This is a genomic window from Caldisphaera sp. (assembly GCF_049974385.1).
In the GTDB taxonomy this organism is placed as follows: Archaea; Thermoproteota; Thermoprotei_A; order Sulfolobales; family Acidilobaceae; genus Caldisphaera.
The window spans coordinates 81,212-106,800 of the sequence record NZ_JBMFIW010000001.1 but is presented as its reverse complement, the minus strand read 5'-3'; the positions used below and the strand labels follow the sequence as shown (position 1 = coordinate 106,800).

Genomic DNA, 25,589 nt, shown 5'->3' with positions numbered 1-25,589 from the left:
AAATACTGCAAAAAGAATTTTTTTATAATTTAGGGTTATTAAATTATTAAATTTCGCCAGATGCTATAGATATGCTAACTCCCTTGCCAGTTTCTATACCAAAAATATGCCATATAATTGCAGCAACAGCTCCAATACCCCATATTATTACTGCTATCATAAGAAATTCTGAAAGAGCATTTGGAGAACTTGGATTTGGAATTAAATAAATTAGGGGAATATATGCACCGATAGATACTGCTCTTGCTAATGCTGTTAGTTTCCCTCTATGCTCTGTGGGCCAAAGTTCTCCTTTTAATGTGTCTTCAGTCATATAGTCTATTTGAACGAACGCATAAAAAGCAATCAATAAAAACCAGAAAATTATTAAATCTTTACTCCAAATGTTTAATGTTAATGCTATTATTAACATAAGTAAAGCTACTGCGACGCTTGATATAGTTAAAAACATTTTTCTACTGTATTTGTCTCCAGTTAAACCAAGAAAACCTGCGGCAAAGCCTGCAACTCCAGCTATTAAGACTATATAAGGGAAAAGAGAAGGGAAGAATAAAGGTGCTAAAGTATAAGCCATAAATCCATAGCCTACTGCGTTCGAAAAAGCAATTAATGTTACTATAACTTCTTTAAACCATAATGGAAGTTTTTTATCTGATTTATTGTTATCTTCAATTTTAGGATCTATAGGATCAATATTTGTTACGGAAGCATTGACCAAAATTTTTTGACTTTCTTTAATAGCATCATCTTTTTTACCAACTTTTTCTAGCCATCTGACCGATTCTGGCATCTTCATTCTAAGAAAAATTAACACGATGAGAGCCAATAAAACAGCTGTACCTGCCATAAGTCTTCCAAAAAATATTGTTGTAGATATGCTTATGAAACTTACAGCAGCTGTAATTACACTTGCTAATGCTACAAAGTCCATTAGCATCATCATGGCTTTGCTTCTATGCTTTCTTGGGAAAATTTCGTGGGCCATAGTCATAATGTTGTTCATTTCAGATCCAGCAGCTGCTAATAATAATGCAAGAGATATTAAGACTAAAGCATAGTTAATGCTTAAAGTTAATAATATACCTCCAATTGCATACATGGCCATAGAATAAATAAACGTCTTTTTTCTACCCACTTTATCTGATATATATCCCCCGATAGAAATTCCTATAACAAGCCATAAATATGGTCATGAAAACAGTAATTTTTCTAAATAGAGAGGAACCTGATACCAATAAGAGGCAATAAATGCAAGTGAAAAAATGTATCCCTCAAGCAATAAACCTACAGCAAACGCCGCAAATGTTATTGTATGAGTTTTAGTCCAAGGTATTTCCTCTATCAGCTTCGACCTATTCTCAACCATTAAGAATTTCACCAATAGATTTTTCATTATTTTAATATATAAATTTAACTATTAGATTCATTAACTAATTTATATAATAATGAAAAAGATTATATTTAAATTTAGTTTTAATATAGTTTATTTTTGATATAAAAATTAATTCTGGACAAACTATAGATAGGAATTTATGAAGCTAAAAATAATAGATTTCCCTATAATTAATAGTAGGGAGAAGATTTTGAAAATTGAAGTGAAAGAAGCAGAAATAAAGACAAATGATAGAATAGAAATCATAGATATAACTAATAGAATAGAAAATATTGTTAAGGAAAGTAGTTATAGTAAAGGAATTTTATTGCTATACGTTGAACACACGACATCTGCTATAACCGTAAATGAATATGAACCAAATTTAGTTAATGATTTAAAGAAAATAATAATCGATATATTCAAGCCGGGAGGAAATTGGCATCATAACGAAATAGACAACAACGCTCACGCTCATCTTGCTTCTAGTTTCATAGGAAACTCTAGAGTATTATTTATAGATTCAAATAGAATTGTTTTGGGTACATGGCAGAGGATATTATTTATAGAGCTTGATGGGCCTAGAAAGAGGATGATAAAAATTGTCTACATGGGAGAATAAGGGCTTTCCTTATGATGAACTGAGACCAGGTCAAAAAGAAATTTCGGATTTAGTAAAAGACGCTGTAGAGAAGAATAGCATAGCTATAATAAATGCGCCTACAGGTTTTGGTAAAACAGCAGCAGTTATAAAAGGAATCATTGAAAGTAAAGCAGAAAAGGTGTTATGGTTAGTAAGAACTGTAAATGAAATAGACCCTATAATAAGAGAGTTGAAAAGGTTTAATTTAGATTATTCATTTTTATTTAGTGCAAAAAGAACTTGTCCCTTATTTAAAAATCAAAACGACAATGCTATTTCTTCAGAAGATTTTTGGGAAAATTGCAGGCTTGCAAGAATAAAAGGCTTATGTAATTATTATACAAAAAGCATTGAAATAGATAACAAGGAGATTTGGGAAGTAATTGAAAAAATGGAAACATTTAGTAGTATTGAGCAAGCAAATGCTATAGCAAATAAAATAAAATCGTGCCCATTTTTTTCATTAGCTGAGTTATCAAAAGATACTAGATTTATAATAGCAACATATCCATACTACTTTAAAGACGAAATATTTGAAAGAGTTTTAGATTTTTTAGATTTAGAAAAATCTGTTGTTGTCGTTGATGAAGCTCATAGTCTTATGAATGCCCATAGCATATTGGAAACAAGCATAACTTTAAGAGATATAGAGCAATCGCTAAGTGAAATTAAGGAATACGGATATTCAAATACAGAAATAGAAAAGATAATATCTAATCTATATAATACAGCTAAGGACTTGAAACCAAAATTAGACAATGCAGTAAGAAGAGTTGAAAAAGAAAAGTTTAATGAGTCTTTGAATTATGTAGACATAATTTCAGATGTAGCGGAAGAAATAAGAGATAAAAAATTTCAAAAATTTTATAATTTAAATTATAGTATAAAGGTTTATTTAACTCATTTGCTCTCATGGCTATTAAGCCTTAAAAATGATTATTCTTATTTATTTGTATCAACAGAAGATAGTATTTATAGATTAATATCAACTCCTCTTGACCCTTCTGAAGTAGTTAATAAGCCATTGCAGAAAGTAAAATCTGCAATTTTGATAAGTGGTACTATACCTCCGGGGGATTTTGTTGGTGAAATGTTAAACATTAATAAAGAAAGAGTATTCTTTGATGCTGAAATAATGCTGGGCATTAAAGGTAGAATAGGGAAAAGCTTAACTATAGTATCAGGAGATGTCTCTACTCTGTATAAAACTAGAGGAGAAAGCATGTATAAGAGGATTTCATATTACTTAAACCAGATCGGTAAACTAGAGGGTATAAAACTATTTGTTTATCCGAGCTATGAATTGATGGATAAAATAAGTAAGGGGTTAAGCAATCAATTTAATTATATAAATGAAGGTAAAAATACATCATTAGAAGAAGTAATAAATCAGGCTTCGAAAAATGATGGACTCATAATTAATGCAGTTGCCGGAGGCAAGATAACTGAAGGAATAGAAATTACTGATAACGGAAGAAGTAAAATAAAGGTAATAACTATAATAGGAATTCCATATCCTCAAAGAGATGCCTATTTAACAGCACATGAAGAAATTCTATCTAAAAGGCTTGGACTAAGTAAAACTAAATATTACTTATATAAGGTTGCTGCATACGTTAGAATAAAACAGGCTTTAGGAAGGGCAATAAGATTTCCAGATGATAAAGGAGTATACTTTTTGCTTGATTATAGGTATTTATATGGAGAGATAAAGAAGCTTTTAAGATTAAAATACAATAAGGTAACCAAAAATATTGATGAGTTTAATAAGGTTATGCCAGAAGTAGTTAATTTTCTTAAAGATTAGCTATATTTTTAATTTTTGCAATAACATTTTGATTTAAAATTATTTCAGCATAACTTCCTAAATACAAAGGTCCAGGATTTATATAAGTTGTTTTGTTTATTTCTTTAATGCCCTGACTTTCATGTATATGGCCGAAAAGGTGTAGCTTAGGTTTTATAAATTCAGATAATTCTTTTAATTCTTTTAATCCTGCCCTTATTTTAAAATACGTCATATCTAATATTCCATAAGGTGGATTATGAGAAATAAGAATATCAATTTTATAATTTGATTTTACCAGCTCATTTCTTAAAGATGTAATATTAGTCCTTGGGTCTATACTTCCTATGCCTGCAATAGTTATATTATTAATTCTTTTAATTTTTCCATCTAATAATATACCATTTTTTGATAGAAGTTTCATTATAGAAACGTCATCCATGTTCCCTGATACTGCGAAGGTGTTGTTAGCGCTTGAAAATAATTCAGCACTTTCTAAGCATTCAAAATCTCCTGAAGAAATAAGTATATCATAATTTAGTTTTATTATTTTGTTTAGCATTTCGTTGTTGCAATGTATATCGCTGATATGAATTATATTTATTTGCAATTTTTACCCCTTTATAATTATAATTATTGATAATAAAAAATTTATTTGCCAGTAGAAATAATTAATAACAAAGTTATTCAAATCTAACTCTTTTTATAAAGCTGCTCAACCTTTGCATTGCCATTTTTCTTACATTATTATTTATTTTTGCTTCTTCTAATGCATTTCTTAAAAATTCTATCGCTTCTTTGGCTGTTTTTGCATCAAATGGATATGGAATGCCATCTTTACCGCCAATTGCGAATGAGTAACTGAATGGATCCAAAGTTAAGTTAACAGGATCTTTATGAGATACTGGGACAGAATATATTACATCAGATATTAAAGACAATGCTCTAACCAATTGTGGTCCAATTTTAGGTGTTAATGCTAACTCGATATCATTAATTGGGGGATTTTTTGCAATTTCATTAACTGCTTCCAGTAATTTTTTCGAGGGGATAATTGGATAATAATATTTGTTTATTTCGATTCTTTTCATTTGTTGTTGTTCTATAAAATAATCTAAAGATTTTTTGCCTAAGAGATTATTTGCTTGTATTAAATTGCTTCTAAATTTTTCTCCTCCTTCTGATAATAAATCAATAAATAACTTCCTGGCATTTCTGCTTTTTTCTGATGTTACGTCAATTATATTTTCGGTTTTAATTCCTGTAATTCCACTATTAGGTGCTTCTAAGGAGAACTTATCTACATGATATCTTCTAGCCATCAGATTTTCTTTATTCATACCTTGCTGAATGACCAATATATTTTTGTTGTCAGTTGATATTATTACTGAATGAATATAAATTTCATATCCGTCTAATAAGAATGATGAATCTGCCCTAGCAGCAACTTTACTAAATTTTATTATTTTATTAGAGTCTAAATCAAATTTTTTTGAAAAATAATCGGCTTCTTCCCTAACGTTAAGCATATGCTTTCCTTTGCCTCCTAAAATTAAAAATCCCAAATCATTTATTTGCGAGATATTCTTTAGCAAAGATAATAAAACTGTAGTACTTCCACTGCTATCCCAATCCATACCTATTACATTATTGAAAGCCTGAAACCATAAAGGATCTGATAAGGCTTTAATAAAATTATCTGGACCTCTTTCATCTATTATAAACTTTGTTATTATATCTGTAAGATCTCTCATTATTTTTAGCATATATTTAGGCACATGTCCGTTATGCAAGGGAAGATCAGCATAGTTGGCGCACATTTATTATGTCACATTTATTTATATCATGGTTAAAGATTAAAAATTATTTATAATTAAGGCTATTTTTAAAATTTAGTTAATGGGCCCGGGGGGATTCGAACCCCCGACTTCTCGGTTATCAGCCGAGCGCTCCACCAGGCTGAGCTACGGGCCCTCACTTTTCTCTATGCACTTTGGATTTATTAAGATATGTTTTTTATGGGAATAAAATATTAAAAAAATAGCAATAGTTAAAAAGATTTTTAAAGTAATCTTTAACTTTTAATATGAAGAAAGGATGAAACTATGGTTAGTTTAAACTTAACAAATTTGCTGATGGCAATAGCTGTAGGAGGAATAATAGGATTTATTAATGAATATAGAAAAATATCTGGAGCTAGATTGTTTCTTGGTTTAAGAACAGCAATATTTATTTCTTTACTTGGTTATGTTTTTTCGGTTTTTAATTTATTGTTTCCAAAAGATGTTGTATTGATTAGTTCCATTATTACAATAACATCAATATCAACAGCAATATATATTGAAAAGGTAAAAGCAACTGGGTCACCTGGAGGTACAACGTTTGTAAGCATTTTTTTAGTATTCTTTTCAGGCATGTTAGAAGGAATGGGGTTTTACATATTGGGAGTTATAATATCTGTACTTGTTGCAACTTTAGGAATTTATAAGACCCAACTATTAGATGCCATATCTAAAATTAAGAAAGAAGAACTATTAGCTATATTGAACCTAATGGTCATATCATTAGTTATTTTACCTTTGCTGCCAAATAAAGGAATAGGTCCATATGGATTATTTAATCCTTTCCAATTCTGGCTAATTGTAGTAGTAATTGGAATTATATTTGTTGTTCAATATTTAGTTTTAAAGATATACAAAAAAGGCTTAATTGCTTTTTCTATTATAGGAGGGCTAGTATCTAGCACTACTGTAACTATAAGTCTGATAGAATTGGGTAATAAGGAAAAAAACGTTGGAAAAGCAATAGCATATAATATAATATTGTCTAATATACCATTAGTTTTAGTGCAAGCATTGGCTTTCTCATATTTTTCAACTTATTCAAATAGAATAATTTATTATCTTGCCCCTTCAGTCTTAGTCTTAGTCATAGTTTTATTAATAATAGGTTTAGTAGGATATAAGTATTTGGAGATAAGCAATATAAGCCCTCCCGAAACTCCTTTACCTATAGGAAAAGTAATAGAATTTGCATTAATGTTTTTTGCTATAATGATGATTTCAAAGTTTGTTGCTATAGTAGCATCTTATCTATTGCCTATAGCTATGTTTGCATCAGCATTTGCAAATGTAGCTAGCGTAGTTTTTTCAGTTTCATTGCTTTATTTACATGGAGAGATTAGTGCAAGGTATGCTGCATTTTTAATACAACTATCATTAATTGCAGGAATTATAGAAAAGAGTTTTTTAGCATTTTTATCTAAAGATAAAAACACAAGATTCATGACATTAATTTTATCTTTAGTATTAGTAATAGCCTTGTTATTCACAATGTTTTTATAGCTAATACTCGCTTAAAGTTCCATCTTTTCTAGCTATATCAAAACCTATCTTGTATATATAAGCTCCCAGTGGTAACAATAATATATCAAATATTAGAAGAACAATGAAGTAATATGACAATTGTGATAATGAGGCCCCATCTAGAAGTGCTAATCTTAAACCATTAAGGGCCGGAGTTAGCGGTATTGCATAGCTTAGCAATTTAATATATTTTGGCAAAACGCTAACAGGAAACACGGTACCAGACAATAATGTAGTAATAGTAGAAAAGAAGAACGAAATTGGATTGCCTTGTTTTGTTATCATGACTATACCTCCTGCCATCATTGAGAGGCTTAATGTGGAAATTAAAAGTTCAATAATTATAATAAAGGCTCCCAATATGTTTGCATTAATGAAAGAAACGCCTAGTCCCATACCTACTAAAATTATTACAATTGCATTTATAGTATTTAAAACAAATCCCCATGCAGCCGAATAAAATAGCATACCAAAAACACCTGTTGGAGATAGCATGTAATATTCTATAGTTCCAAAAAGTTGCTCGTTTCTCATCCTACCGCTTATAGTTGTTATAACAGAAGATACATATCCTTGGAAGGCAAGCCCTATTACTACAAATGCAGTATAATTTGGCGTGTTAATTGATGATATAAACCTTTGACCTAATGAGGTACCGACAAAATAGTATGTAAAAACTGGGAGAACCCAGCTCAATACATTTAACACGACTTGAGTCTTATAGCTAATCCAAATTTTAAATCCTCTTAAATACACGAAAGAGTAAATTCTAGAAATAAAAGAACTTAGGCTTGCCATCTTCCCATCCTCATAGGCTTAACCCTATTTCCTTTATCTATTGGCGAACTACCGATAATTGCTGCGTAAACATCTTCTAAATTAGGCTCTGATTCTCCAATAATTTCTGAATTGCCATCAATTAAATTAATTAAAGTTTTTGGAACTCTTAAATATGCTCTATTTGCTCTAATTCCTACAACAAATCTTGATATATTTTCTGAAACTTGATCGACTGGTACAATTGCTTCAACTATTTTACCTAATTTATACTTGAGTTCTTGCGATGTGCCATTTAAGATGATCTTCCCATCTTTTATAAGGAAAATTATATCAGATAATTCCTCTACTTCTCCCATGTAATGGCTTGTTAATAGAATTGTCTTTTTAGATGAAATTGTTTTGATAAGTCTTCTAAACTCTCTAGCTGATATAGGATCTACGCCTAGCGTTGGTTCGTCTAATAATAAAATTGGCGGGTCATTTATTAGTGCTCTTGCTAGTGAAAGTCTCCTTTGCATTCCTAGGCTATATTTCATGTATGGATAATTGGCAAAATTTGAAAGGCCAACTAAATCTAGTAATTCTTTGCTTCTCGATTTAGCTTCTCTTAATGATAAACCATAAAGTGACGCAAAAAATACTAAATTTTCATATCCTGTTAATCTAAAATAAAAAGTCCTTTCGCCTCCAGTTGCTATGCCTATGGATGCTCTAACATTTTTTACGTCCTTAATTATATCATAACCATTTATATATGCTGTTCCTCTTGTTGGTAGCATTAATGTTGATAAGATCTTTATCAATGTAGTCTTTCCTGCACCATTTGGCCCAACTAATGATGCAACAACTCCCTTTGGTATTTCTATATTAATATTATCTAATGCCTTAATTGTTAGCCCTTTGTTCTTAAATTCTCTGGTTAGATTTATTGTTGTAATTCCTTTAGCCAATAGGTTATTCATCTCCCGGCTATATATCTATTATCTAAATTTTTAAATATTTTTTAATAACTATCTATATATAGAGAAAAAAGAAAAATACTATGAAATAATTATGAAGGGGGTATAGATTGTTTAAGCAGATCAGCATGTTCTTGCGTTATATCAGTCTCAGCATATTTGTTAATACTAGCCTTTCCATCTTCAGATATTGTTATTAAATGGAATGCAAACTTTCTTGAATTCGCATCTGCAGTAAATACCCTAATTCCGGATACAGATTTTAAATAATCTCTTAGTTCATTGTTAGATAAAATTGTTGATAGCTGTTTTGTAGCAAGCCAGGTTCTTACATGAATTAATATGTTTCCTTTATATCCTTCTTCTTTTAATGCTTTTATAACATCTATAGTGATATTATTTACATCAGCCATTTTTTGTTCTCCGCCAAAAGCTAAATAAATTGCATCTGGGTTCCATTCAACTATTTTTTTAATAACTTCTTTTACATTTTTATCATAATCAAATATTTTTATTTTGTTCTCCGCATAGCCATAGCTATCTAAATAAGAAACGCTTGCAGCAGAAGATATAGATTCACAAATCCTATCAGGATATGTAAGTATTGCAATTTTATTGAAGCCTTTAAAGAGGTATATTCCAACAAGCCTTCCAGTTAGACCTCTAAGATAAACTTCTTCACCTAAAGAGAGTTTACCAGCAGTTGCAGACATTCTTTTCACCTAAAAATACTTTCTAGTTAGTAACATATAAATCTTTATATATAAAATGGAATAGAATAATAATTTATTTAAATCCCTTCCCTCTAACAAAGATAGGAGGAGATAAAGATGCCTATAACAGATCCAGAGCTGATAAAGATAGTTGAAAAAAGAGTATTTGAGGTATCGATATGTAGAAAATGCGGGGCACGAAATCCATTAGGAGCTAAGAAATGTAGAAGATGTAAAAGCACTGATTTGAGGCCAAAGAAGAAAGAACTAGCTAAATTCAAAGCTCAGTAAATTAATATTAGATTAATTTTTGGAATTATTGTTTTGTAAAATAATCAATTATTTTGCTCCTTAAATCGTTTGGCAATATATGATCAAAAATTGACCCTTCAGATTCTTTGATATTCAACGTTTCAAATATATCTCTATAGATACCATTAGCTATCCCATTTGCTAATACAGCTGCCCCGGATGCTGCCTCTTTACTTATTTTACCTAAACCATTGAGTCTAACTACTTCTGCTTTTATTGAAAATCCTTTTAGGTAATTTTCTATATTTTCTTTAATATATGTAAATATTGAATCATATCTAGTAAACCTACCGCTAATATATATTCTTTCTGGATTATTATTTGAAACCATCATAATGCTTAGATCTTTCAAAATTGATTCAACAAATAGCTTTAATGCTCTATTACTTTTTTCATCTCTTAATTGGATATCATTTAGTCTTTCTATATTATCATACCCTAAATAATCAGATATTCCTCCTTGAAATAGCCTAAGTTTTGTGAAATATGGTTCAGCGCTAGCCATGGCATATGCTAATTCTCCATCAATAGCGCCCATACCTCTATATCCTGGAAATCCACTTGTACCTCCAATCCCATCAACAATTTTTCCATTTAAAACTGAAATAGCCGCTGTATAAGCATATCCTATTTCTATTAAAATTATGTTAGATTCTTTCGGATCATTTTTATAATAATCCTTTTCATTTCTCAAGGCTTCAGCAACGCTGAATAACTTATCTGATGTCCCTAAATCAATTTTATTTATTTTTCTAAATTCAGGTACACTTTTAAGGTGAATTACTCCAGGAATAAAATATGCAGGTAAATCGGATAATTTAAAGATTTTCATCAAATTTCTGAGTCCTACGATCTTTAATTTTCTCTGAAGATCATCATTATTTATAAATGTTGCTAATTCTATTTCTTTTTCTGAGGCTTCTTGGGCTTTTTTGAACGGTATGCCATATCCGCTAGAAACAGCTATGGAATCTACATTGCCAATCGACTTAATTATTTCTATAGGTTTTTCTGGATTATTTGTTATAACATCTCTTGGAATTGCTACATCTAGGAAAACTCTATTATCAAGATCATCAAAACCCAAAATATCCATACTCATTGTACCTGAATCAATACCTATTGCTCTTACCATGAGGCTTCCCCTTTATTTTTTATGTTTATGGTTAAAACATAATTTTATAGTTTTTACGCTAGCTTCCATGGTAAAACAATAGTTAATAATAAATTCGTTTCATCTTTTAAATTTTCTTCTTTTTCGATCTTGTCCATGAATGTGTAAAAGATTTTATTAAAATCTTTTGCTTCTTCTTCATTAAGTGTAGAAAAATAAACAGTAATTAATCCATTTAGAAACTTTTCTTTAAATGAATTAAGTTCTTCAGAAGAAGCGATTTTTAATTCTTGTATGAAAACATTTGATATGAAAGAGTTCATAACTAAAAAGGATATCATTAACTCTCTAAAATCATTCTCATTAGTCTCTTTAATTTTTTCTATCAAGTTTATTCTTTTTACTTTGTTGAATAGTTCCTCATTAATTTTATAGTATTTTTCAATATAATTCTTTGTTATTTGAACTCTTGATATTAGTATTATTTTTTCTTTTAAAAGATCTTTGATTGATTGATATAGGTTAGATCTAGTTGTTTTAAGTATTTTTGATATTTGAGTTACTGTCATTTCTTTGTTTTTAAATAATAATGCTATTATTGAAAGCTTTGTCGGATTCTTAAATGCTTTTAGCAAGGAATCGGCTAAATTTGTTTTATCCATATTTCCTCCCTTGGTATTTGTTGCCGTATAAATATATAAAATTACGTATAAGAAACATTTATACGAGGTGGAGTTACTTATGCGTCCAACTGATATTATTGGATTAACTTTTTTAAGATACTTTATGAGCAGGAATCTTTTAAGATTAACCTCAATAATGTTCTATATATATTATATGTGGATATTAATGGTAAAATATAACTCAATATTCTTGGTAAGCTTGATACCAACTACATCTTTATTAGGGTATCTAATAATTCTCTTACCTGAGGGGTATATTCTTGATAGATTCTCAAGAGAAAAAGTTATGTTTTATAGCTCTGTTTTTATGAGTTTAGTTTATTTTTCATTATTTATTTTTCATTATTTATTTTGGATTTATATTGTTGCCTGCTTATCCTCTTTACTTTCAAATATTTCATCTGACATATTTTCAACATTAATTAAAGAGTTAGTAAGTTATAATAATATGAGCAAGGCTATCTCACTTGTTGAAGCTGGTAGAGGTTTTTCAGAAATTCTAGGTATAGCCTTAGGAGGTATTTCTATAAGTTTTTTATTGCAATATTTTGTTACTTTAATTGCCTTTTTGTCCTTTGTATCCATAATTCTAAGCATTCCTAAGAAAATAGTTACAATGAACAAAACGAATAAATATGGCTATAAAATTATTATAAAAGTTATAAGAATCATATTAGGTTTCTTATTAATAGGTATGATTATAAATGGCCTATTTATATCTTTGGATGTTTATGCTGCTGGCTTATTTCATATGGTATTGCATACAAATTCTGTTTATTATACTTTATTTCTACTTGGATTTTCTTTGGGTTCATTTCTTGGAGGTTTAATAGGAATTAAGATAAGTCGGTATCTTGAAAATGTTTATTTTATATCTCTTTCCATAGCTTTTTTCGGTTTATGCTTTCTTATAATATCGTTAAGCAAGGTACCTATATAGATATAGGAATTGTTACTATACTTGGTTTATTTAGCGCATTTACTAACATACCATTAACATCAAAATTAATAAAAATAATTTCAAATGAGATTTTAGGCAGGGTTAACTCACTTGCAACTATTTTTTTAGCAAGTTCTTCTCCAATAATGGCACTAATTTATGGTTTTTTAGCAAAATTTTTTCCGTTAACAAACGTTATTTTTATGAATTCTATTTTAATGTTCCTATTATCATTGCCAACTTATTATTTTTTAAAGGATATATTTAGTTATGAAGAAAATGATATTAGATTTAAAATGGATCATTAAATTTTTATTATTTATATGGGAAATATTTTTTAAAGTTCTTTATTTTAATACCTAATTAAATGAACTTGATACAAATTTTCCCAAAGAATTTTCCACAAAGCTTCTCAATTCGCTTAATAGTCCTAAATCATCAGCTTTCTCTAATGCCGTCTCTGCCATTTCTATAGATTTATTTAGATGAGTTTCATCTATATCTTCAATACCATTTTTCAATGCAAGTTCATAAGCGTAAGATGCTTTATATAATGGCGCAAGCACTTTCGCTTTAACCTTAATTTCAATGCTATTCCATATAGGCAAACATTGAAGAAGCAATCCCATATCTATTAATTCTTTAGCCATAGCAATTCTGTATTCTATATCTTTTTTATTTTCTTCATTTTGTTCTAAGTAATTTTGAAGTCCAATTATTTCAAAAACTGACATCGGGTTCCCGCAATATTTTTTCCTCCTTTCTATAAGTAACTGCTTTAAATCATCATCCATTTTATTTAACCATTTTACTAGCTCGACTTCTGCTTCATTTAAATCTTCTATCCAATAGACTTTCTCCATTATATTTCTAAATGCTTGATCTATTGGATCAACGTCGCTCATCTTTTTTCCTCTCCATGAGATTGCTTAAAACATTTTTTAGGTTTTCTCTTGATTGCAGATCAACTAACAAAGCCTTAGTTTCATCAACTAGGTTTCTTGCTACATCAGCTTTATGCCTTACACCAGGTAAAATAGCATCAGGATAATCTAAGCCCCTAAGCTCTAAATATATTGATTCCATTATTTCTAAAGATTCCCATGCTGAATTAAAATCTCCTTTTCTTACAGATTCTAATGCATATCTTCTTAGTTCTCCAACAACATCTCCCAATCCTTGAAGATAAGGTATTGGAGGTACATTAATTTCTTTATATATAGGTATTTCTTTGTTGGTTATTATGTTTAAGAAGATTTTTGCCTCAACATATTCGCTTATAGCGTTATATAGTAAACCAGAATAGGTAAGCTCTGGTACACTTATAGCTAATTTCATCAATTCATTACTTTTTCTTTCGCATTCATCTAAATAGTTTAAAGCATTATTTATATTACCTTTATGAGCTTCAGTTATGCTCCATCCACTAAGCCTAATAACATCTCTAGACATTTTTACTAATTCTTCTCTGATAGAGTCTAAATTTTTTAAATATAATTCAATTGATTTAATTGCATCTTCCAGCTTCCTTTTTTTCTCTAGCATCTTTATCTACTCTCTTAATTTTGTTTAACAAGGATTCATAAATCTTTTTTCCTATTTATGTTTATAATAAATTTATGCTTTTAAAAAAGCACCAGTATTATCTACTTTTGTAACCCAAACTTTTCCTCCACCAAGTTTTTTAACTAGCTCATTTATTACTTCTAATGCTTTGTCTGATTTTTTATAATCAAATAGCCCATAAGTTGTTGGACCCCAGCTTGATTGGCATGCACAATACGCGCCTAAGCTTTTTAGCTCATTTATTATCTCTTCCACCTCTTTGCAACAGTATATACTGTCTTGATATTTTTTCCAATATCTCCCCAATGAAGAATTAAACTCTGTAAGCCCTTCACCAAAAGATTTAAAATCTTCTTCTTCAAAACTCGGCATTATTTTCATTAAGACTAATCTTGATAAATAGGAGGAAAACGATTCTTCCATTACGGGTAAGTTTGATAAAATCTCTTCTTCATGTTCTTTCAATTCCAATATTTTTTTAATAGGTTTTTCAGGTAATGCAACAATAATTCTAAGGTCGTCAGGAACGATGCCTCTAAATATTAGTGGGGCCACATTATTATCTTTAACTCCTCCGTCTATAATAAATCCGCCATATTTGAAAGCATTTACACCTAATCCTGAGTTTTGATTGCCTCTATTTGTTAGTTTTGCTAGTTCATCTATGCTTGCTTTTTTATTGCATAAGTAGGTAATGCCAAATCCTATAGACAATATTAATGATGTAGTTCTTCCAAGACCTACGTTTTTTGGTATATCTTCAATTATTTCGGCCTCAAAAGATTTATTACAATTCAAATATTGCTTATAAATTGTTATATAATTAATAATATCTTCATTTTTTGCATAATCAGTTTCTGATAAACTTAATTTTAATACAAATCTTGGATTTTCTAATGCGAATCCTAGCGTTCCATACTTTCTTCCTAAATTACCGTTAAGATCTATATTTCCAATATGAACATGACTGGGCGCAGAAATCAAAACTTCTTTTTTCATTAATATCCCCAAGAACTACCTACAAAAGGTTTGTTCTTGGTTTTCTTGAATCTTCTGCTCTTATTTTTACTAATCCGAAGTGTATTGCACAGCTTATGCAATAGCACTTTGTAACTGGATATTTTGGTATTATTGCTCCTTTTTTTGTTAGCTCTTCAGCTAGTTGTGGATCTACTGGCATGTAATCTCTAGTTACGCATATTGCTTTGTCTTCTGGGACTAGTCTACCGCAATTGTCGCACTGAATTAATCTTGATTTGCCTTTATCCCCTTTTCTTCTACCCCTGCTTTCTCTCTTTTTTGGCAACTTTAGCACCATATCTTTACCATTTCCTAGAATTTATAAGTTAAAATGGAGCTTTTTTAAAATGACCTTATGTATTTAAAAACATTTAAAATGTTACATAATATTACTTAGCTAATGGGAGTTAAAAATAGAAGGAGGATTCAGAATGGCAAGCGAAATAAAGGTATATTTAGTAAAAGGAAAAATGATGGTTGCTCACGATAAATTCCCAACATGGAGTAAGTTTGAAATATATGTAAGAGGTATGAAAAAAGAGCATGCTATAGAAAGAGTATATTCAGAATTAGGTAGCAGGCATAAAATGAAAAGGGAGCATATAAAAATAGAATCTGTTGAAGAAATTCCATTAGAATATGTGTCTGACCCGTCGCTATTAAAGTTGTTGGAAATTAATGGAGTGGTGAAGCACTAATGTCAAGATCTCAAACAATAGATCCAAATGCGTTGATTGCACAACTTGAAGCTATAAGATCAGAAATATCGCAATTAAGAACACTGATATCTCAACTATTACTTCAAAAAGATGGAGTTACGAAGGCAAAATCTAGTATAGACTCTATAAGCAATGGCCCAGAAGGAGATGTGGTTTTTCCTTTAGATCCAGGTTACGTTGCAATGACTTTAGCAAAGCCAAGCGATAAAAACCATTTTATTATATATTTAGGTGCAAATATATTTGCAAAGCTAGATACTAGTGAAGCTATGAAAATTTTGACTGAAAGAGAAGGGGAGCTAAACCAGGCTATAAATGATGTTAGTCAGAGGCTTTCTCAACTAGAAAAGCTCGAAGATCAATATGAAGCGATTTTACAACAAATAGCAGAGCAGGTGCAGCAACAAAAGGTGTAATGTTTTGTTTGAAGGCCTAAAAAAGGCCTTTCAAAAAGTAGCTAATACTTTTAAGGAAAAGATTGAATATAAAGAAATAAAGGAAGATGATATTGAAGAAATACTTGATGACTTAAAATTAGATATGATAGAAAATGATGTAGCATACGATATAGCCAATAATATTATCGATGATGTAAAAAAACAATTAATAGGATTTAAAATAAAAAGAGGAGAAGAAATAGAAGAAGTTGTTAAGGATTCTATAAAGAAATCAATAATAAAATCGTTTGGTAATGATAATATTGACTTAATAGATAAAATAAAAAGCAAATGCTCTAAAAGCGAGCCTTATGTTATAGTTTTTCTTGGAATAAATGGAGTAGGAAAAACAACAACAATAGCAAAATTTGCAAACATGTTAAAAAAGAACGGCATTTCTGTAGTTATTGCAGCTGCGGATACATTTAGAGCAGGTGCACAAGAACAAATTGATGTCCATGCCAAGAAAATCGATGTACCTATAGTAAAAGGCCAGTATGGAGCAGATCCCGCAAGTGTTGCATATAACGCTATATTATTTGCGAAATCAAGAAATCTATGCACTGTTTTAGTTGATACAGCAGGAAGAATGCACAGCGATGTAGATCTGATGGGAGAATTAAAAAAGATTGTTAAAGTGACTAAACCTGATATGAAGATATTAGTAGTCGACGCATTGACCGGTAATGATGCAGTTGAGCAGGCTAAGATGTTTAATGAGAATATAGGGATTGATGGTATAATAATAACCAAAATTGATGCAGATGTTAAAGGAGGTGTAGCGATATCTGTTTCTAATGTGACAAACAAGCCAATACTTTTTATAGGATATGGGCAAAGTTACAATGATATTAAGAGATTTGATTCAAATGAATATGTAAATAATTTATTCGGTTAGTTAAAAAAATCAGTATTTTATTCCCTGGCTATAATGTTCATGAATTCCAATTTTGTTATTATTCCTATTAACATGTTATTGTCAACTACTGGCAGAGCACCTATATTTTCATCGATCATAATTTTTGCTCCATTAGATGAATCTTCATCAGGTTTTATTATCAAAGGATTAGGAGACATTATATCTTCTGCTATTGGGACCAAATACATCCTCAAACTAATTATTTTTTCTTTATATAAATCTGGTACTTTATTTTTAATATACCTGTCTTTACCTCTAGACATAAGAACTGATAAAGGAATTTGTGCATATGCAATATCTTTTTTCGTTATAACTCCAATAGGTTTATTTGCTTCATCAACTACTATTACCTTGCCAGTAAGGTCAGCTTCAATTAGCCTAGCTATATAAAATATGCTATGACCTGGTAAAGCAGTTGAAAAATCCTTTCTCATTATATCGCTAACCTTATATTTTCCTTTGAACTTATCATAATATGCTTTGACTATATCTGTTTTAGTTATAATTCCGACGAGCTTTTTATCAGAATCAACAACTGGTAGTCCTCCTATTCTATGTTTTAACATTAGCTGAGATGCAGACTTTATACTTTTTGATTCTTCTATTATTATAGGATCTTTTGTCATGACTTCTCCTACTAATATAGAATCAAGAGGTTTATGATAATTTTTTCCAAAAAGCGCTCCAATTATATCAGTCGTTGTTAATATACCTATTGGAACCTCTTTTTCGTTTACTATTACTAGTCTGCTTATTTCTTTTTTTAACATTAAGTTTCTTGCATATGCTAAGGAATCGTTTGGAGAAACAGCGTATACTGGAGTTCTCATATATGATGATATTCTGGGTGCCATTTGATATCACCTTAAAGCTAATGACATAAGTACGTCCCTCTCTGTAATAATTCCAACAGCCTCATTGTTATCATTAGTGACTATTAAGCTATTTGTGTTATTGTTTATCATTTCAGCTGCAGCATCTCCTATATCAGCATTTTCATTGATCGTATTTATTTCCTTTTTCATTATTTGAGTTAAAGGTGTGGAGAGTATTTCTTCTATATCATATGAACTAAGGTTTTTGAAAGCTTCGTGAGAGCCAAAATAATTAATGAAATCCTTTGCTGATACTATTCCAATAATTTCAGGTAGAGATATAGAAATTACTGGAATCCTTCTAAAACCATATAAAGACATTAACTGGGCCGCTCTTTTTAATGTATCGTTATCATAGGCTGCAACTATATTTGATGTCATAATAGATGAAACTTTCTTTCCTGTGTTTTTGTATGTTATGTGCTTAACAATATCATGCTCAGTTATTACTCCAAAAACCTTGCTTTGCTCATCAACAACTGGTAACAAGCCTAGGCTATTAACAGCCATTATCTTAATTATATCGGTCAATTTATTTGATGTTTTAACAAATACTGGCATAGAATTCATTATACTTGATATTTTTTCATTTTGGATAGCATTAAATAGATTTTTTGCATATCTCTTTTGTATTATATTATAGAACTCTCCCCCTCCAAGATAGTTCACTAAATCAGTAGCCATGACTATGCCTCTTAATAGTTGCTTCGTGTCGACAACAACTAAACCCCTCACGTTATATTGAGACATTTTCTCTAATGCATCTAATATAGTTGAATTATAGCTTATAGTGATTGCTGGCTTTGATGCTAATATGCTAGCATCTCCTGGTTTCTCTTTTATTTTTTGAGACCAATTTGGCTCTGAATCAGCTCTTACATATCTATAACCAATAGAATACTTTGATGATATGCTTGTAACAGGTTTAACTGCTTTAGATACCTTAATGTTCGTCATCCTCCTAGAACTGCTCATATCAATCACCTCTAATTATTATCTTCGCTAAATCTTCTCTATCAATTATACCGATAACTTTTTTATCGTTTTCGCTAGATACTATTGGTATCCTGCCATAATCTTTTTTGACCATTGGTATGGAAATTTCATAAAGGGTAGACCATGGATATCCGTAAATAACAGTATAGGTCATAGCATCTTTAACCTTTGTGGTTTTAACTATTCCAGATTCACTTTCAAAATGAACTCTAGTATAACCCTTTTTAATTAAATCAAATTGAGTTATAATTCCAACCAGTTTCTGTTTTTCATTTGCAACTGGAAGACCTGCGTATTTTAATTCTACCATCTTTTTCCAAATTTTGGATATTGGATCATCAGGGCTTACGACTATTGGATCCTTGGTCATGTAATCTTCTGCTTTAAGACTTTTTAAATAATCCTTTGCATTATTAAATAAAAATCTTACTATATCTGAAATACTGAATAATCCAATATATTTTTTATTCTCAATTATTGGAAGTTCCCATTTATCATATTTAAACATGAGCTCTAAAGCATCTATTATTTTAATATCTGGGTTTAATTCTATTGGTAATTCTTTAACTATAGAACTAGCTATTGCATTAGTTTTTGTAGAAGATACTATTAATATATCTCCTCTATCTATGATACCCATGAAATTCCCGGTATTCTTGTCTATTATAGGTAATGCTCTAGCTCCTGTAGTTCTTATAATTTTTCTTAAAGTTGCTATAGAGTCATCACTATATCCAATGGGTCTGGACTTGTCAATTAAGGAAATAATTTTTGTGTTACCTATTTCATACAAAAAGGATTTCTGCAGGTTTCTCACCCATTTATATTATAAATGATCAAGTATTTATGTTTATCTTTAGATTTTTTTCAATTAACTCTAAAGTAGGTTATACGATAAATTTAATAACACAATTAATTAAGAAATAAAAATATTTTGTTATTTATATAATAAATAAGTATGGGCAAAATAATTTAAAACTTTGTATTATATTTTAAAAAAGCAGAGACTATTTAAAAGGTGCGAAGAATGGTGAAAAATGTAGTAATAAGGGAATTGGTAAACGCTTCTGTTCAGGATAATCAGATTGAACTTGTTGAAAGGAAGGGCCTTGGCCATCCGGATTATATAAGTGATGCTATATCTGAAGAAGCTAGTAGACAGCTGAGCCTTTATTACTTACAAAGATTTGGGGTTATAATGCATCATAATTTAGATAAGGTTTTACTAGTTGGAGGTCAGGCAATGCCAAAGTGGGGAGGAGGAGAAGTACTTCAGCCTATATACATAATAGTTTCGGGCAGGGCAACAACTGAAGTTAAAACCTCAGAAGGAGTTGAAGAGATTCCTTTGGGAAGGATTGTAGTTAAAGCTGTTAAAGATTGGATTTCAAACAATTTAAGGTTTTTAGACACAGAACAACATGTTATAGTTGATTATAAAATAGGAAAAGGAAGCGCAGATTTAAGAGGTATATATGATTCAAAGTCTCAATCTCATAGATCTAACGATACAAGTTTTGGAGCCGGTTTTGCTCCTATGACTACACTTGAAAAATTAGTTTATGAGACTGAGAGAGCTTTGAACAGTAAAGAATTTAAGAGCAAAGTTCCTGCATCAGGAGAAGATGTTAAGGTAATGGGTTTAAGGAATGGAAATAATATAGATATAACAATTGCAAATGCAATAGTATCAAGGTTTGTAACTAATCCAAGTGAGTATTTACAAATTAAGGAAGAAATCAAGGAAAAAGTATTAGATATCTCATCAAAATTAGCATCAAATTATAATGTAAGGGTATATATAAATAATGGAGATTTGCCTGATGAAGGAGTATTTTATCTTACAGTAACAGGTACAAGCGCAGAACATGGAGATGACGGTGCAACAGGTAGAGGAAATAGGGTTAATGGTTTGATAACTCCAATGAGACCAATGAGTCTTGAGGCAACGGCTGGTAAAAACCCAGTTACTCATATAGGTAAAATTTATAATGTTGCATCAAAAGAAATAGCTGAACAAATATATTCTAAAGTTAATGGTGTAAAGGAAGTAACAGTGAGATTATTAGGCCAAATCGGAAGACCAATAAATGATCCTTTGATAGCAGATGTCGCTGTAATACCTGAAAACAATTCAAAGATAACATCTAATATGAAAGAAGAGATAAACAGTATTGTTGAGGAATATCTTGAGAATTTACCTTCGCTAACGATGAGAATACTTAAAGGAGAAGCATCTCTATACTAGTTTAAAATTTATTTTTTCTATATTGCTCTATTATATTTTTTAGATTGATGTTATCCTCATTAGTTTTTCTGATTTCCTTTCCTTTTCTTTTTATATCACTTAATATTATTGATGGACCAAAAGTGAAAATATCTATATCGAAAATATTATATTTGGTTTTGTTTAAAACAACAATCCCTTTTTTTGTTAAGAGTTCTGAAAGAGTAGTATCATCTCTATTTAATAAAACCCCATAGACTTTGCTTTTTTCTATATAATTTAATGCTTCGTTTTCAAATGATCCTTGATCTTCAACTAATATAACATCTCCTTCTTTTATTTTTCCATAAATTTCTTCAATTTTTTTAATATTGTTTATTTTTAAAGATTGTAATCTTTTTATAATTATTAGCTCATTGTTTAATATTTTCATTAATACGCTTTTAAATATATTGTTTTTTTCATTTGCAACGTTTAAGTTCATTTCAATTTCATTAATAAGTGAATTAAGTCTAGTTACATCTCCTTTAAGCTTCTTTATTTCTTCATCTTTTAGTAGCTCTGCTTTTAAGTTTTGTTTAGCAATTCTAACTTCATTTTCAGCGATAGAAAGTGATTTTTTCATTTCATTGAGCTTATTTTCGAGTACAATTTTTTCTGCTTCTAATTTTTGTATTTTGTAAATTAATTCGTTAAAACTTTGATTATCATTGTTGCAATTGTTATTGATTTGCTCTTTGTAGTTTTCATTTAAGTTCAGCATCTCATTGATTTGTTTTTCTATAGCTTCAGCTATAGTTATACCTTTTATCACATCTGCTTTTATTTTTTCAACATCAAGGTCTATGTCTATTTTTTCAACATAAGATTCTACTTGTGATAACTTTGATTTATAATTAAGGTAAGCCTTATAGGCGGCTGCTAAGGCATCTCTTTCATGTGTTGTATCAGGATTATCTCCGCCCGTTGCTTTTAATGCAAGGTTGCTTTTATCTACAACGAGCATGTCTTCAGGGGGGACATAAATTTCAGCATTTATCTGGCCAGCAAGTTTTTTAACCATGTCAGGTATTATATCAACATCAACGGCTAACAAAATAGGTCTTCCATAGGAATAAATAAGAGATATTATGTCTCCTCTATCCATTTCTTTCTTGCTTCCTAGATATAATATATTTCCATTTAGATCTATAATTGCTATTCCTGCAGTAATACCTGGATCAATACCCACTATTATTGGTTTATCAGGTTTTTCAATATTGTTTCCAAATAAGATTTTTCCATCATAAACAGATTTAATTGATATACTGTAATCTATTCCTTTATGAGGTTTAACTATACCAAATAATTTCTCTCTTGGAGCATATACAGTAAAAACTGCAGAATCAATACCACCCTCTCCCTTTCTTACAAACATATCATAATCAATGCCTGCTTTTTCAAGAGATTCTTTAATTTTATTAGCAGCAATATTTACAGATGCCCTTATTCTTCTTTGATATCTACCTTGGCTCATACCACCGCTTTTTGACCACCTACCTTTAGATACTATAACTTGCGTTTTTTCATTGCTAAAACCAATTTTTACTCCTTTACCTTTGGCTGCAATTACTGCTGCTAAGTAAGCTGTTTTGCTTGGTGAAAGCTTTGCTTGGTCTATCTCTAAATTTAATTGTTTTGCTACATCTTTTAATTCAACAAATTTGCCTTCATTTATTGTTACTTGGATTAGCTGAGTATTAGGGGGAAGAAGAGAGAGAAATTTAGACAAAGATTTTTCGTCAGGAACTATCTCAAATATGTTATCTGTCGCAATTAATTTAGGTCTCCATTCCCATGCAAGCCTAATTAGAGAAGATAAAGAGACTCCATTAATTTTATTAATCATTTTTAAATCTTTGTCTAATATAATGGCAGTAAATTTATGATTTTCTTTAGAGAGGGGGCTTCCACTTTCTATATCAATGCCAATAAAGAATTCTTTTTTATCTTCCATCAATTCCCCCCTTAATATTGTTTATTAGCTCCTCTACTTTTACCTCTACTCCAGATTTTTTATGCAAATAAAAGGCTAAATATTCAAGTTCTTTTTTTAAAACTATATCTGAATTTTTGTTCTTTATTCTTACATATTGTGGCCAATCTATTATAAAACCTCTTGGCTTTTCATCATTACTAACTATTATATTATATGGGCTTAGATCTCCATGTATTATACCTATTTTTGTATAGGCAATCCTTAATGTTATTATTATATCATTTAATATAATTTTAGCTATTTCCTTATCTAAATACTTAAGTTTATATAGCTCTATCCCATCAATTTTTTCCATAATGAAAGAATTTCTGTTGCTATAAATAGGCTCTGGCACATTAGCTCCATTTTTCCATAGTTCATTTAAAATTTTAAATTCTCTTAAAGCAACTTTTTTTGATAAGTCTATCCATGATAACCATTTCTTGAAATCAAATTCTCTTTTTCTTTTTATTGCTTTAAATGATGTTCTTCCTTCTCTATGAAATTTAATAACTGATTCCTTTCCAGAAACTAATTGAGCAATATAAATATCACTTTCTTTACCAGTATTTATTTTATGCCCTAAATCCGAAATAATATTTTTATTAAAATAGAATCTTACAGATAGCATATCTAATCCATCGAAAGTTAATTGGTAACCATAAAAAGGGGAAGTTTCAGAAACTATTAGATGAAAGTCAAGCAGTTTTTGTATCGTGCGCTTAATGGAACTCGACGGTAATTTAGATGCCTTCTCAATTAATTCTAAAGGAACAAAACCGTACTTTTTCATCAGCCTTTCAATTAAACTTAAAACTTTGAAATCGTTTGTATCCATGTTGTAGTATTTCTCCTTTAATGATATCCCCAATTTTTTATCACTGTAATTATTTCTTCTGTATTTAATGCTTTTATACAGCATTTAAAATTTTTATAATTTATTATAGAATGTATTTTATTTTTTACTAAAGTGGGAATATGTTACAAATATAATTGTAAATGAAAGATTAGCTGTTTTTTAAATAATAAAATTAATACTTTAATAACTATATTGGATACAAAAAAATATTAACCCTGTATTGCATAGATATTAAACGCTGAGATAGTTAGAAGCAGAGAGTGAAATGATATGACAGAAAGCGTGCCTGCTAAGGAAGGTATTTATGAAAGGGATAAGGTATTGTATGTAATTGGACCTAAAGCAATCGCTAAGGTTTCGTCGGCATTGGCAAGCGATACCAGAGCAAAAATATTAGCAATACTGCAAAAAGGGCCTGCTGACTTAGAAGATTTGGCAAATTTGGTAAACCAAAGCAAGGCTAATGTAAGCAGCCAAATAAGGAGATTGGAAGAAGTTGATATTGTCAGGTCAAAGTATTCACCTGGTCAAAGAGGCATTAAAAAAATTGTTGAGTTGATGGTAAATAAAATGGTTATGGTAATAGCTCCAGATAAGTTACAAGAAGCTCAGGAAAAGGATTTAATATAAAAATATAAAACACTTTAAAGTAGACAGATCTTGTGCTAAAAAGAGCAACTATAATTCAATTATTTCTTATTATAAATTTATTATATTTGATCATTGAGATTATTATAGATTAGAATTCTAAATAGAACTTTTTATGGCAGATGTAATAAGCTTAAATAAAGTTAAAATCATAATTATTAAAAATTTAATCTGAAACGACACTTATTCCTATTAATGCCAACCATTGCGTTATCACAGGTAGTGCAACATCTAAATTAGTATAACCATTTTTTTCTAAAATTTTATTTAATTGCTCTAGAGTTATTTTATTCTTTTTAACTTCAGCTATTATATCTTTAAATGGTTCTATATTTTTATTTATCTTTTTCAAAATAATTCTTAAATCTTTGTTTTCCATATCCTCCATTTTTTTACCTACTTCAGTTAATACTAGATCTCCGTTTTCCTGTTTTATAAGGCCTAACATCTCAGCTGCTTTAATTACATGAGGCAAGATATCTAAGTCCACGTCTAGCATTTCATCTAACCTAGAAGAATCTACCCTACCTCCTATCGAATTTAAATATTTTACAAGACCTATTACCTGATCTACATAAACAAGTGGGAATTGCTCCATAACTCTATTCAGCACCTAATATGAATTTTGTTTTCTAGGGA

30 protein-coding genes and 1 tRNA gene are annotated in these 25,589 nt (G+C 29.9%); 11 read left to right on the top strand and 20 right to left on the bottom strand.

What is annotated here, in order from left to right; genetic code table 11:
- Positions 1–46: 46 nt before the first annotated feature.
- The gene (locus ACP5GV_RS00530; RefSeq protein ID WP_428101720.1) at positions 47–1,165 is read right to left on the bottom strand and encodes an MFS transporter; all 1,119 of its coding nucleotides are present in this window, start codon (positions 1,163–1,165) and stop codon (positions 47–49) included.
- Between the two features lie 24 nt (positions 1,166–1,189).
- Positions 1,190–1,366, bottom strand: coding sequence for a hypothetical protein (locus tag ACP5GV_RS00525; RefSeq protein WP_428101703.1), 177 nt, complete (start codon positions 1,364–1,366; stop codon positions 1,190–1,192).
- Positions 1,367–1,583: 217 nt separating this feature from the next.
- Here ACP5GV_RS00525 and ACP5GV_RS00520 point away from each other — a divergent pair, with 217 nt between their 5' ends.
- Both ACP5GV_RS00520 and ACP5GV_RS00515 read left to right on the top strand, forming a co-directional pair.
- Positions 1,584–1,994 (top strand): secondary thiamine-phosphate synthase enzyme YjbQ, encoded by a 411-nt coding sequence (locus tag ACP5GV_RS00520; RefSeq protein ID WP_428101701.1) that lies wholly within the window; start codon positions 1,584–1,586, stop codon positions 1,992–1,994.
- Entirely contained in the window at positions 1,975–3,822 is a 1,848-nt protein-coding gene (locus tag ACP5GV_RS00515; RefSeq protein WP_428068941.1) for a helicase C-terminal domain-containing protein, read from the top strand. The genes ACP5GV_RS00520 and ACP5GV_RS00515 overlap by 20 nt, the downstream gene beginning before the upstream one ends.
- On the opposite strand, the gene ACP5GV_RS00510 is transcribed toward ACP5GV_RS00515, so the two are convergent.
- The 3 genes from ACP5GV_RS00510 to ACP5GV_RS00500 form a co-directional block, all read right to left on the bottom strand.
- Positions 3,812–4,411 (bottom strand): metallophosphoesterase family protein, encoded by a 600-nt coding sequence (locus ACP5GV_RS00510; RefSeq protein WP_428101699.1) that lies wholly within the window; start codon positions 4,409–4,411, stop codon positions 3,812–3,814. The two genes, ACP5GV_RS00515 and ACP5GV_RS00510, sit on opposite strands and share 11 nt — an antisense overlap.
- Before the next feature lie 73 nt (positions 4,412–4,484).
- Complete coding sequence (locus tag ACP5GV_RS00505; protein ID WP_428101697.1) at positions 4,485–5,621, bottom strand: DUF763 domain-containing protein; 1,137 nt, start codon at positions 5,619–5,621, stop codon at positions 4,485–4,487.
- Positions 5,622–5,701: 80 nt separating this feature from the next.
- Positions 5,702–5,775, bottom strand: a tRNA-Ile gene (locus tag ACP5GV_RS00500).
- A 131-nt stretch (positions 5,776–5,906) separates the two neighbouring features.
- Between ACP5GV_RS00500 and ACP5GV_RS00495 the strand changes: the two genes are divergently transcribed.
- Entirely contained in the window at positions 5,907–7,145 is a 1,239-nt protein-coding gene (locus tag ACP5GV_RS00495) for a DUF4010 domain-containing protein (protein WP_428101695.1), read from the top strand.
- Here ACP5GV_RS00495 and ACP5GV_RS00490 read toward each other — a convergent pair whose 3' ends face one another.
- The 3 genes from ACP5GV_RS00490 to ACP5GV_RS00480 all read right to left on the bottom strand — a co-directional run bounded on the left by ACP5GV_RS00490 (position 7,146) and on the right by ACP5GV_RS00480 (position 9,618).
- Entirely contained in the window at positions 7,146–7,964 is an 819-nt protein-coding gene (locus ACP5GV_RS00490; protein WP_428101693.1) for an ABC transporter permease, read from the bottom strand.
- Entirely contained in the window at positions 7,952–8,908 is a 957-nt protein-coding gene (locus tag ACP5GV_RS00485; protein WP_428101691.1) for an ABC transporter ATP-binding protein, read from the bottom strand. Before ACP5GV_RS00485 ends, ACP5GV_RS00490 begins: the two co-directional genes overlap by 13 nt.
- 89 nt (positions 8,909–8,997) lie before the next feature.
- Positions 8,998–9,618 carry a hypothetical protein gene (locus ACP5GV_RS00480; protein ID WP_428068951.1) on the bottom strand — a complete coding sequence of 207 codons (621 nt, stop codon included), beginning with the start codon at positions 9,616–9,618 and terminating at the stop codon, positions 8,998–9,000.
- 117 nt (positions 9,619–9,735) lie between these two features.
- Between ACP5GV_RS00480 and ACP5GV_RS00475 the strand changes: the two genes are divergently transcribed.
- Positions 9,736–9,909, top strand: coding sequence for a 50S ribosomal protein L40e (locus ACP5GV_RS00475; protein ID WP_292319381.1), 174 nt, complete (start codon positions 9,736–9,738; stop codon positions 9,907–9,909).
- 25 nt (positions 9,910–9,934) lie between these two features.
- Here ACP5GV_RS00475 and ACP5GV_RS00470 read toward each other — a convergent pair whose 3' ends face one another.
- The gene (locus ACP5GV_RS00470) at positions 9,935–11,065 is read right to left on the bottom strand and encodes a DUF1464 family protein (protein ID WP_428101689.1); all 1,131 of its coding nucleotides are present in this window, start codon (positions 11,063–11,065) and stop codon (positions 9,935–9,937) included.
- A 53-nt stretch (positions 11,066–11,118) separates the two neighbouring features.
- Positions 11,119–11,706: a winged helix-turn-helix domain-containing protein gene (locus tag ACP5GV_RS00465; protein ID WP_428101687.1), complete on the bottom strand. Its 588-nt coding sequence runs from the start codon at positions 11,704–11,706 to the stop codon at positions 11,119–11,121.
- A gap of 79 nt (positions 11,707–11,785) precedes the next feature.
- On the opposite strand from ACP5GV_RS00465, the gene ACP5GV_RS00460 reads away from it, so the two are divergent.
- Complete coding sequence (locus ACP5GV_RS00460; protein WP_428101685.1) at positions 11,786–12,667, top strand: MFS transporter; 882 nt, start codon at positions 11,786–11,788, stop codon at positions 12,665–12,667.
- Positions 12,628–12,975, top strand: coding sequence for a hypothetical protein (locus tag ACP5GV_RS00455; RefSeq protein ID WP_428101683.1), 348 nt, complete (start codon positions 12,628–12,630; stop codon positions 12,973–12,975). The genes ACP5GV_RS00460 and ACP5GV_RS00455 overlap by 40 nt, the downstream gene beginning before the upstream one ends.
- 51 nt (positions 12,976–13,026) lie before the next feature.
- On the opposite strand, the gene ACP5GV_RS00450 is transcribed toward ACP5GV_RS00455, so the two are convergent.
- The 4 genes from ACP5GV_RS00450 to ACP5GV_RS00435 form a co-directional block, all read right to left on the bottom strand.
- Positions 13,027–13,572: a hypothetical protein gene (locus tag ACP5GV_RS00450; RefSeq protein WP_292319377.1), complete on the bottom strand. Its 546-nt coding sequence runs from the start codon at positions 13,570–13,572 to the stop codon at positions 13,027–13,029.
- Complete coding sequence (locus tag ACP5GV_RS00445; protein WP_428068959.1) at positions 13,559–14,212, bottom strand: haloacid dehalogenase; 654 nt, start codon at positions 14,210–14,212, stop codon at positions 13,559–13,561. Before ACP5GV_RS00445 ends, ACP5GV_RS00450 begins: the two co-directional genes overlap by 14 nt.
- A gap of 72 nt (positions 14,213–14,284) precedes the next feature.
- On the bottom strand, positions 14,285–15,232 hold the full coding sequence (locus ACP5GV_RS00440; RefSeq protein WP_428068960.1) for a beta-ribofuranosylaminobenzene 5'-phosphate synthase family protein: 948 nt from the start codon (positions 15,230–15,232) through the stop codon (positions 14,285–14,287).
- 19 nt (positions 15,233–15,251) lie between these two features.
- A complete protein-coding gene (locus ACP5GV_RS00435; protein ID WP_367117879.1) occupies positions 15,252–15,539 on the bottom strand; it encodes a 30S ribosomal protein S26e in 288 nt (95 codons plus the stop codon).
- Between the two features lie 145 nt (positions 15,540–15,684).
- Here ACP5GV_RS00435 and rpl18a point away from each other — a divergent pair, with 145 nt between their 5' ends.
- The 3 genes from rpl18a to ftsY are packed head-to-tail and all read left to right on the top strand — an operon-like array spanning position 15,685 to position 17,307.
- Complete coding sequence (gene rpl18a / locus ACP5GV_RS00430) at positions 15,685–15,951, top strand: 50S ribosomal protein L18Ae (RefSeq protein ID WP_428068962.1); 267 nt, start codon at positions 15,685–15,687, stop codon at positions 15,949–15,951.
- Positions 15,951–16,388 carry a prefoldin subunit alpha gene (pfdA, locus tag ACP5GV_RS00425; protein WP_428101680.1) on the top strand — a complete coding sequence of 146 codons (438 nt, stop codon included), beginning with the start codon at positions 15,951–15,953 and terminating at the stop codon, positions 16,386–16,388. Before rpl18a ends, pfdA begins: the two co-directional genes overlap by 1 nt.
- A gap of 4 nt (positions 16,389–16,392) precedes the next feature.
- Positions 16,393–17,307: a signal recognition particle-docking protein FtsY gene (ftsY, locus tag ACP5GV_RS00420; protein WP_428101678.1), complete on the top strand. Its 915-nt coding sequence runs from the start codon at positions 16,393–16,395 to the stop codon at positions 17,305–17,307.
- 17 nt (positions 17,308–17,324) lie between these two features.
- On the opposite strand, the gene ACP5GV_RS00415 is transcribed toward ftsY, so the two are convergent.
- Genes ACP5GV_RS00415 through ACP5GV_RS00405 form a run of 3 tightly spaced genes read right to left on the bottom strand, consistent with a single transcriptional unit; the run spans position 17,325 to position 19,992 of the window.
- Positions 17,325–18,182: a CBS domain-containing protein gene (locus tag ACP5GV_RS00415; RefSeq protein WP_428101676.1), complete on the bottom strand. Its 858-nt coding sequence runs from the start codon at positions 18,180–18,182 to the stop codon at positions 17,325–17,327.
- Between the two features lie 6 nt (positions 18,183–18,188).
- On the bottom strand, positions 18,189–19,178 hold the full coding sequence (locus tag ACP5GV_RS00410; RefSeq protein ID WP_428101673.1) for a CBS domain-containing protein: 990 nt from the start codon (positions 19,176–19,178) through the stop codon (positions 18,189–18,191).
- A 1-nt stretch (position 19,179) separates the two neighbouring features.
- Complete coding sequence (locus ACP5GV_RS00405; protein ID WP_428068969.1) at positions 19,180–19,992, bottom strand: CBS domain-containing protein; 813 nt, start codon at positions 19,990–19,992, stop codon at positions 19,180–19,182.
- Positions 19,993–20,226: 234 nt separating this feature from the next.
- Here ACP5GV_RS00405 and ACP5GV_RS00400 point away from each other — a divergent pair, with 234 nt between their 5' ends.
- The gene (locus tag ACP5GV_RS00400) at positions 20,227–21,447 is read left to right on the top strand and encodes a methionine adenosyltransferase (RefSeq protein WP_428101671.1); all 1,221 of its coding nucleotides are present in this window, start codon (positions 20,227–20,229) and stop codon (positions 21,445–21,447) included.
- 1 nt (position 21,448) lies between these two features.
- Here ACP5GV_RS00400 and ACP5GV_RS00395 read toward each other — a convergent pair whose 3' ends face one another.
- Positions 21,449–23,422, bottom strand: a complete 1,974-nt coding sequence (locus ACP5GV_RS00395; RefSeq protein WP_428101669.1) for a DUF460 domain-containing protein — start codon at positions 23,420–23,422, stop codon at positions 21,449–21,451.
- Positions 23,412–24,314 carry an RIO1 family regulatory kinase/ATPase gene (locus ACP5GV_RS00390; RefSeq protein WP_428101667.1) on the bottom strand — a complete coding sequence of 301 codons (903 nt, stop codon included), beginning with the start codon at positions 24,312–24,314 and terminating at the stop codon, positions 23,412–23,414. Before ACP5GV_RS00390 ends, ACP5GV_RS00395 begins: the two co-directional genes overlap by 11 nt.
- A gap of 258 nt (positions 24,315–24,572) precedes the next feature.
- Between ACP5GV_RS00390 and ACP5GV_RS00385 the strand changes: the two genes are divergently transcribed.
- Positions 24,573–24,932, top strand: a complete 360-nt coding sequence (locus ACP5GV_RS00385) for an ArsR/SmtB family transcription factor (protein ID WP_292319365.1) — start codon at positions 24,573–24,575, stop codon at positions 24,930–24,932.
- A 184-nt stretch (positions 24,933–25,116) separates the two neighbouring features.
- Here ACP5GV_RS00385 and ACP5GV_RS00380 read toward each other — a convergent pair whose 3' ends face one another.
- Entirely contained in the window at positions 25,117–25,563 is a 447-nt protein-coding gene (locus ACP5GV_RS00380) for an AAA-associated domain-containing protein (RefSeq protein WP_292319364.1), read from the bottom strand.
- Between the last annotated feature and the right edge of the window lie 26 nt (positions 25,564–25,589).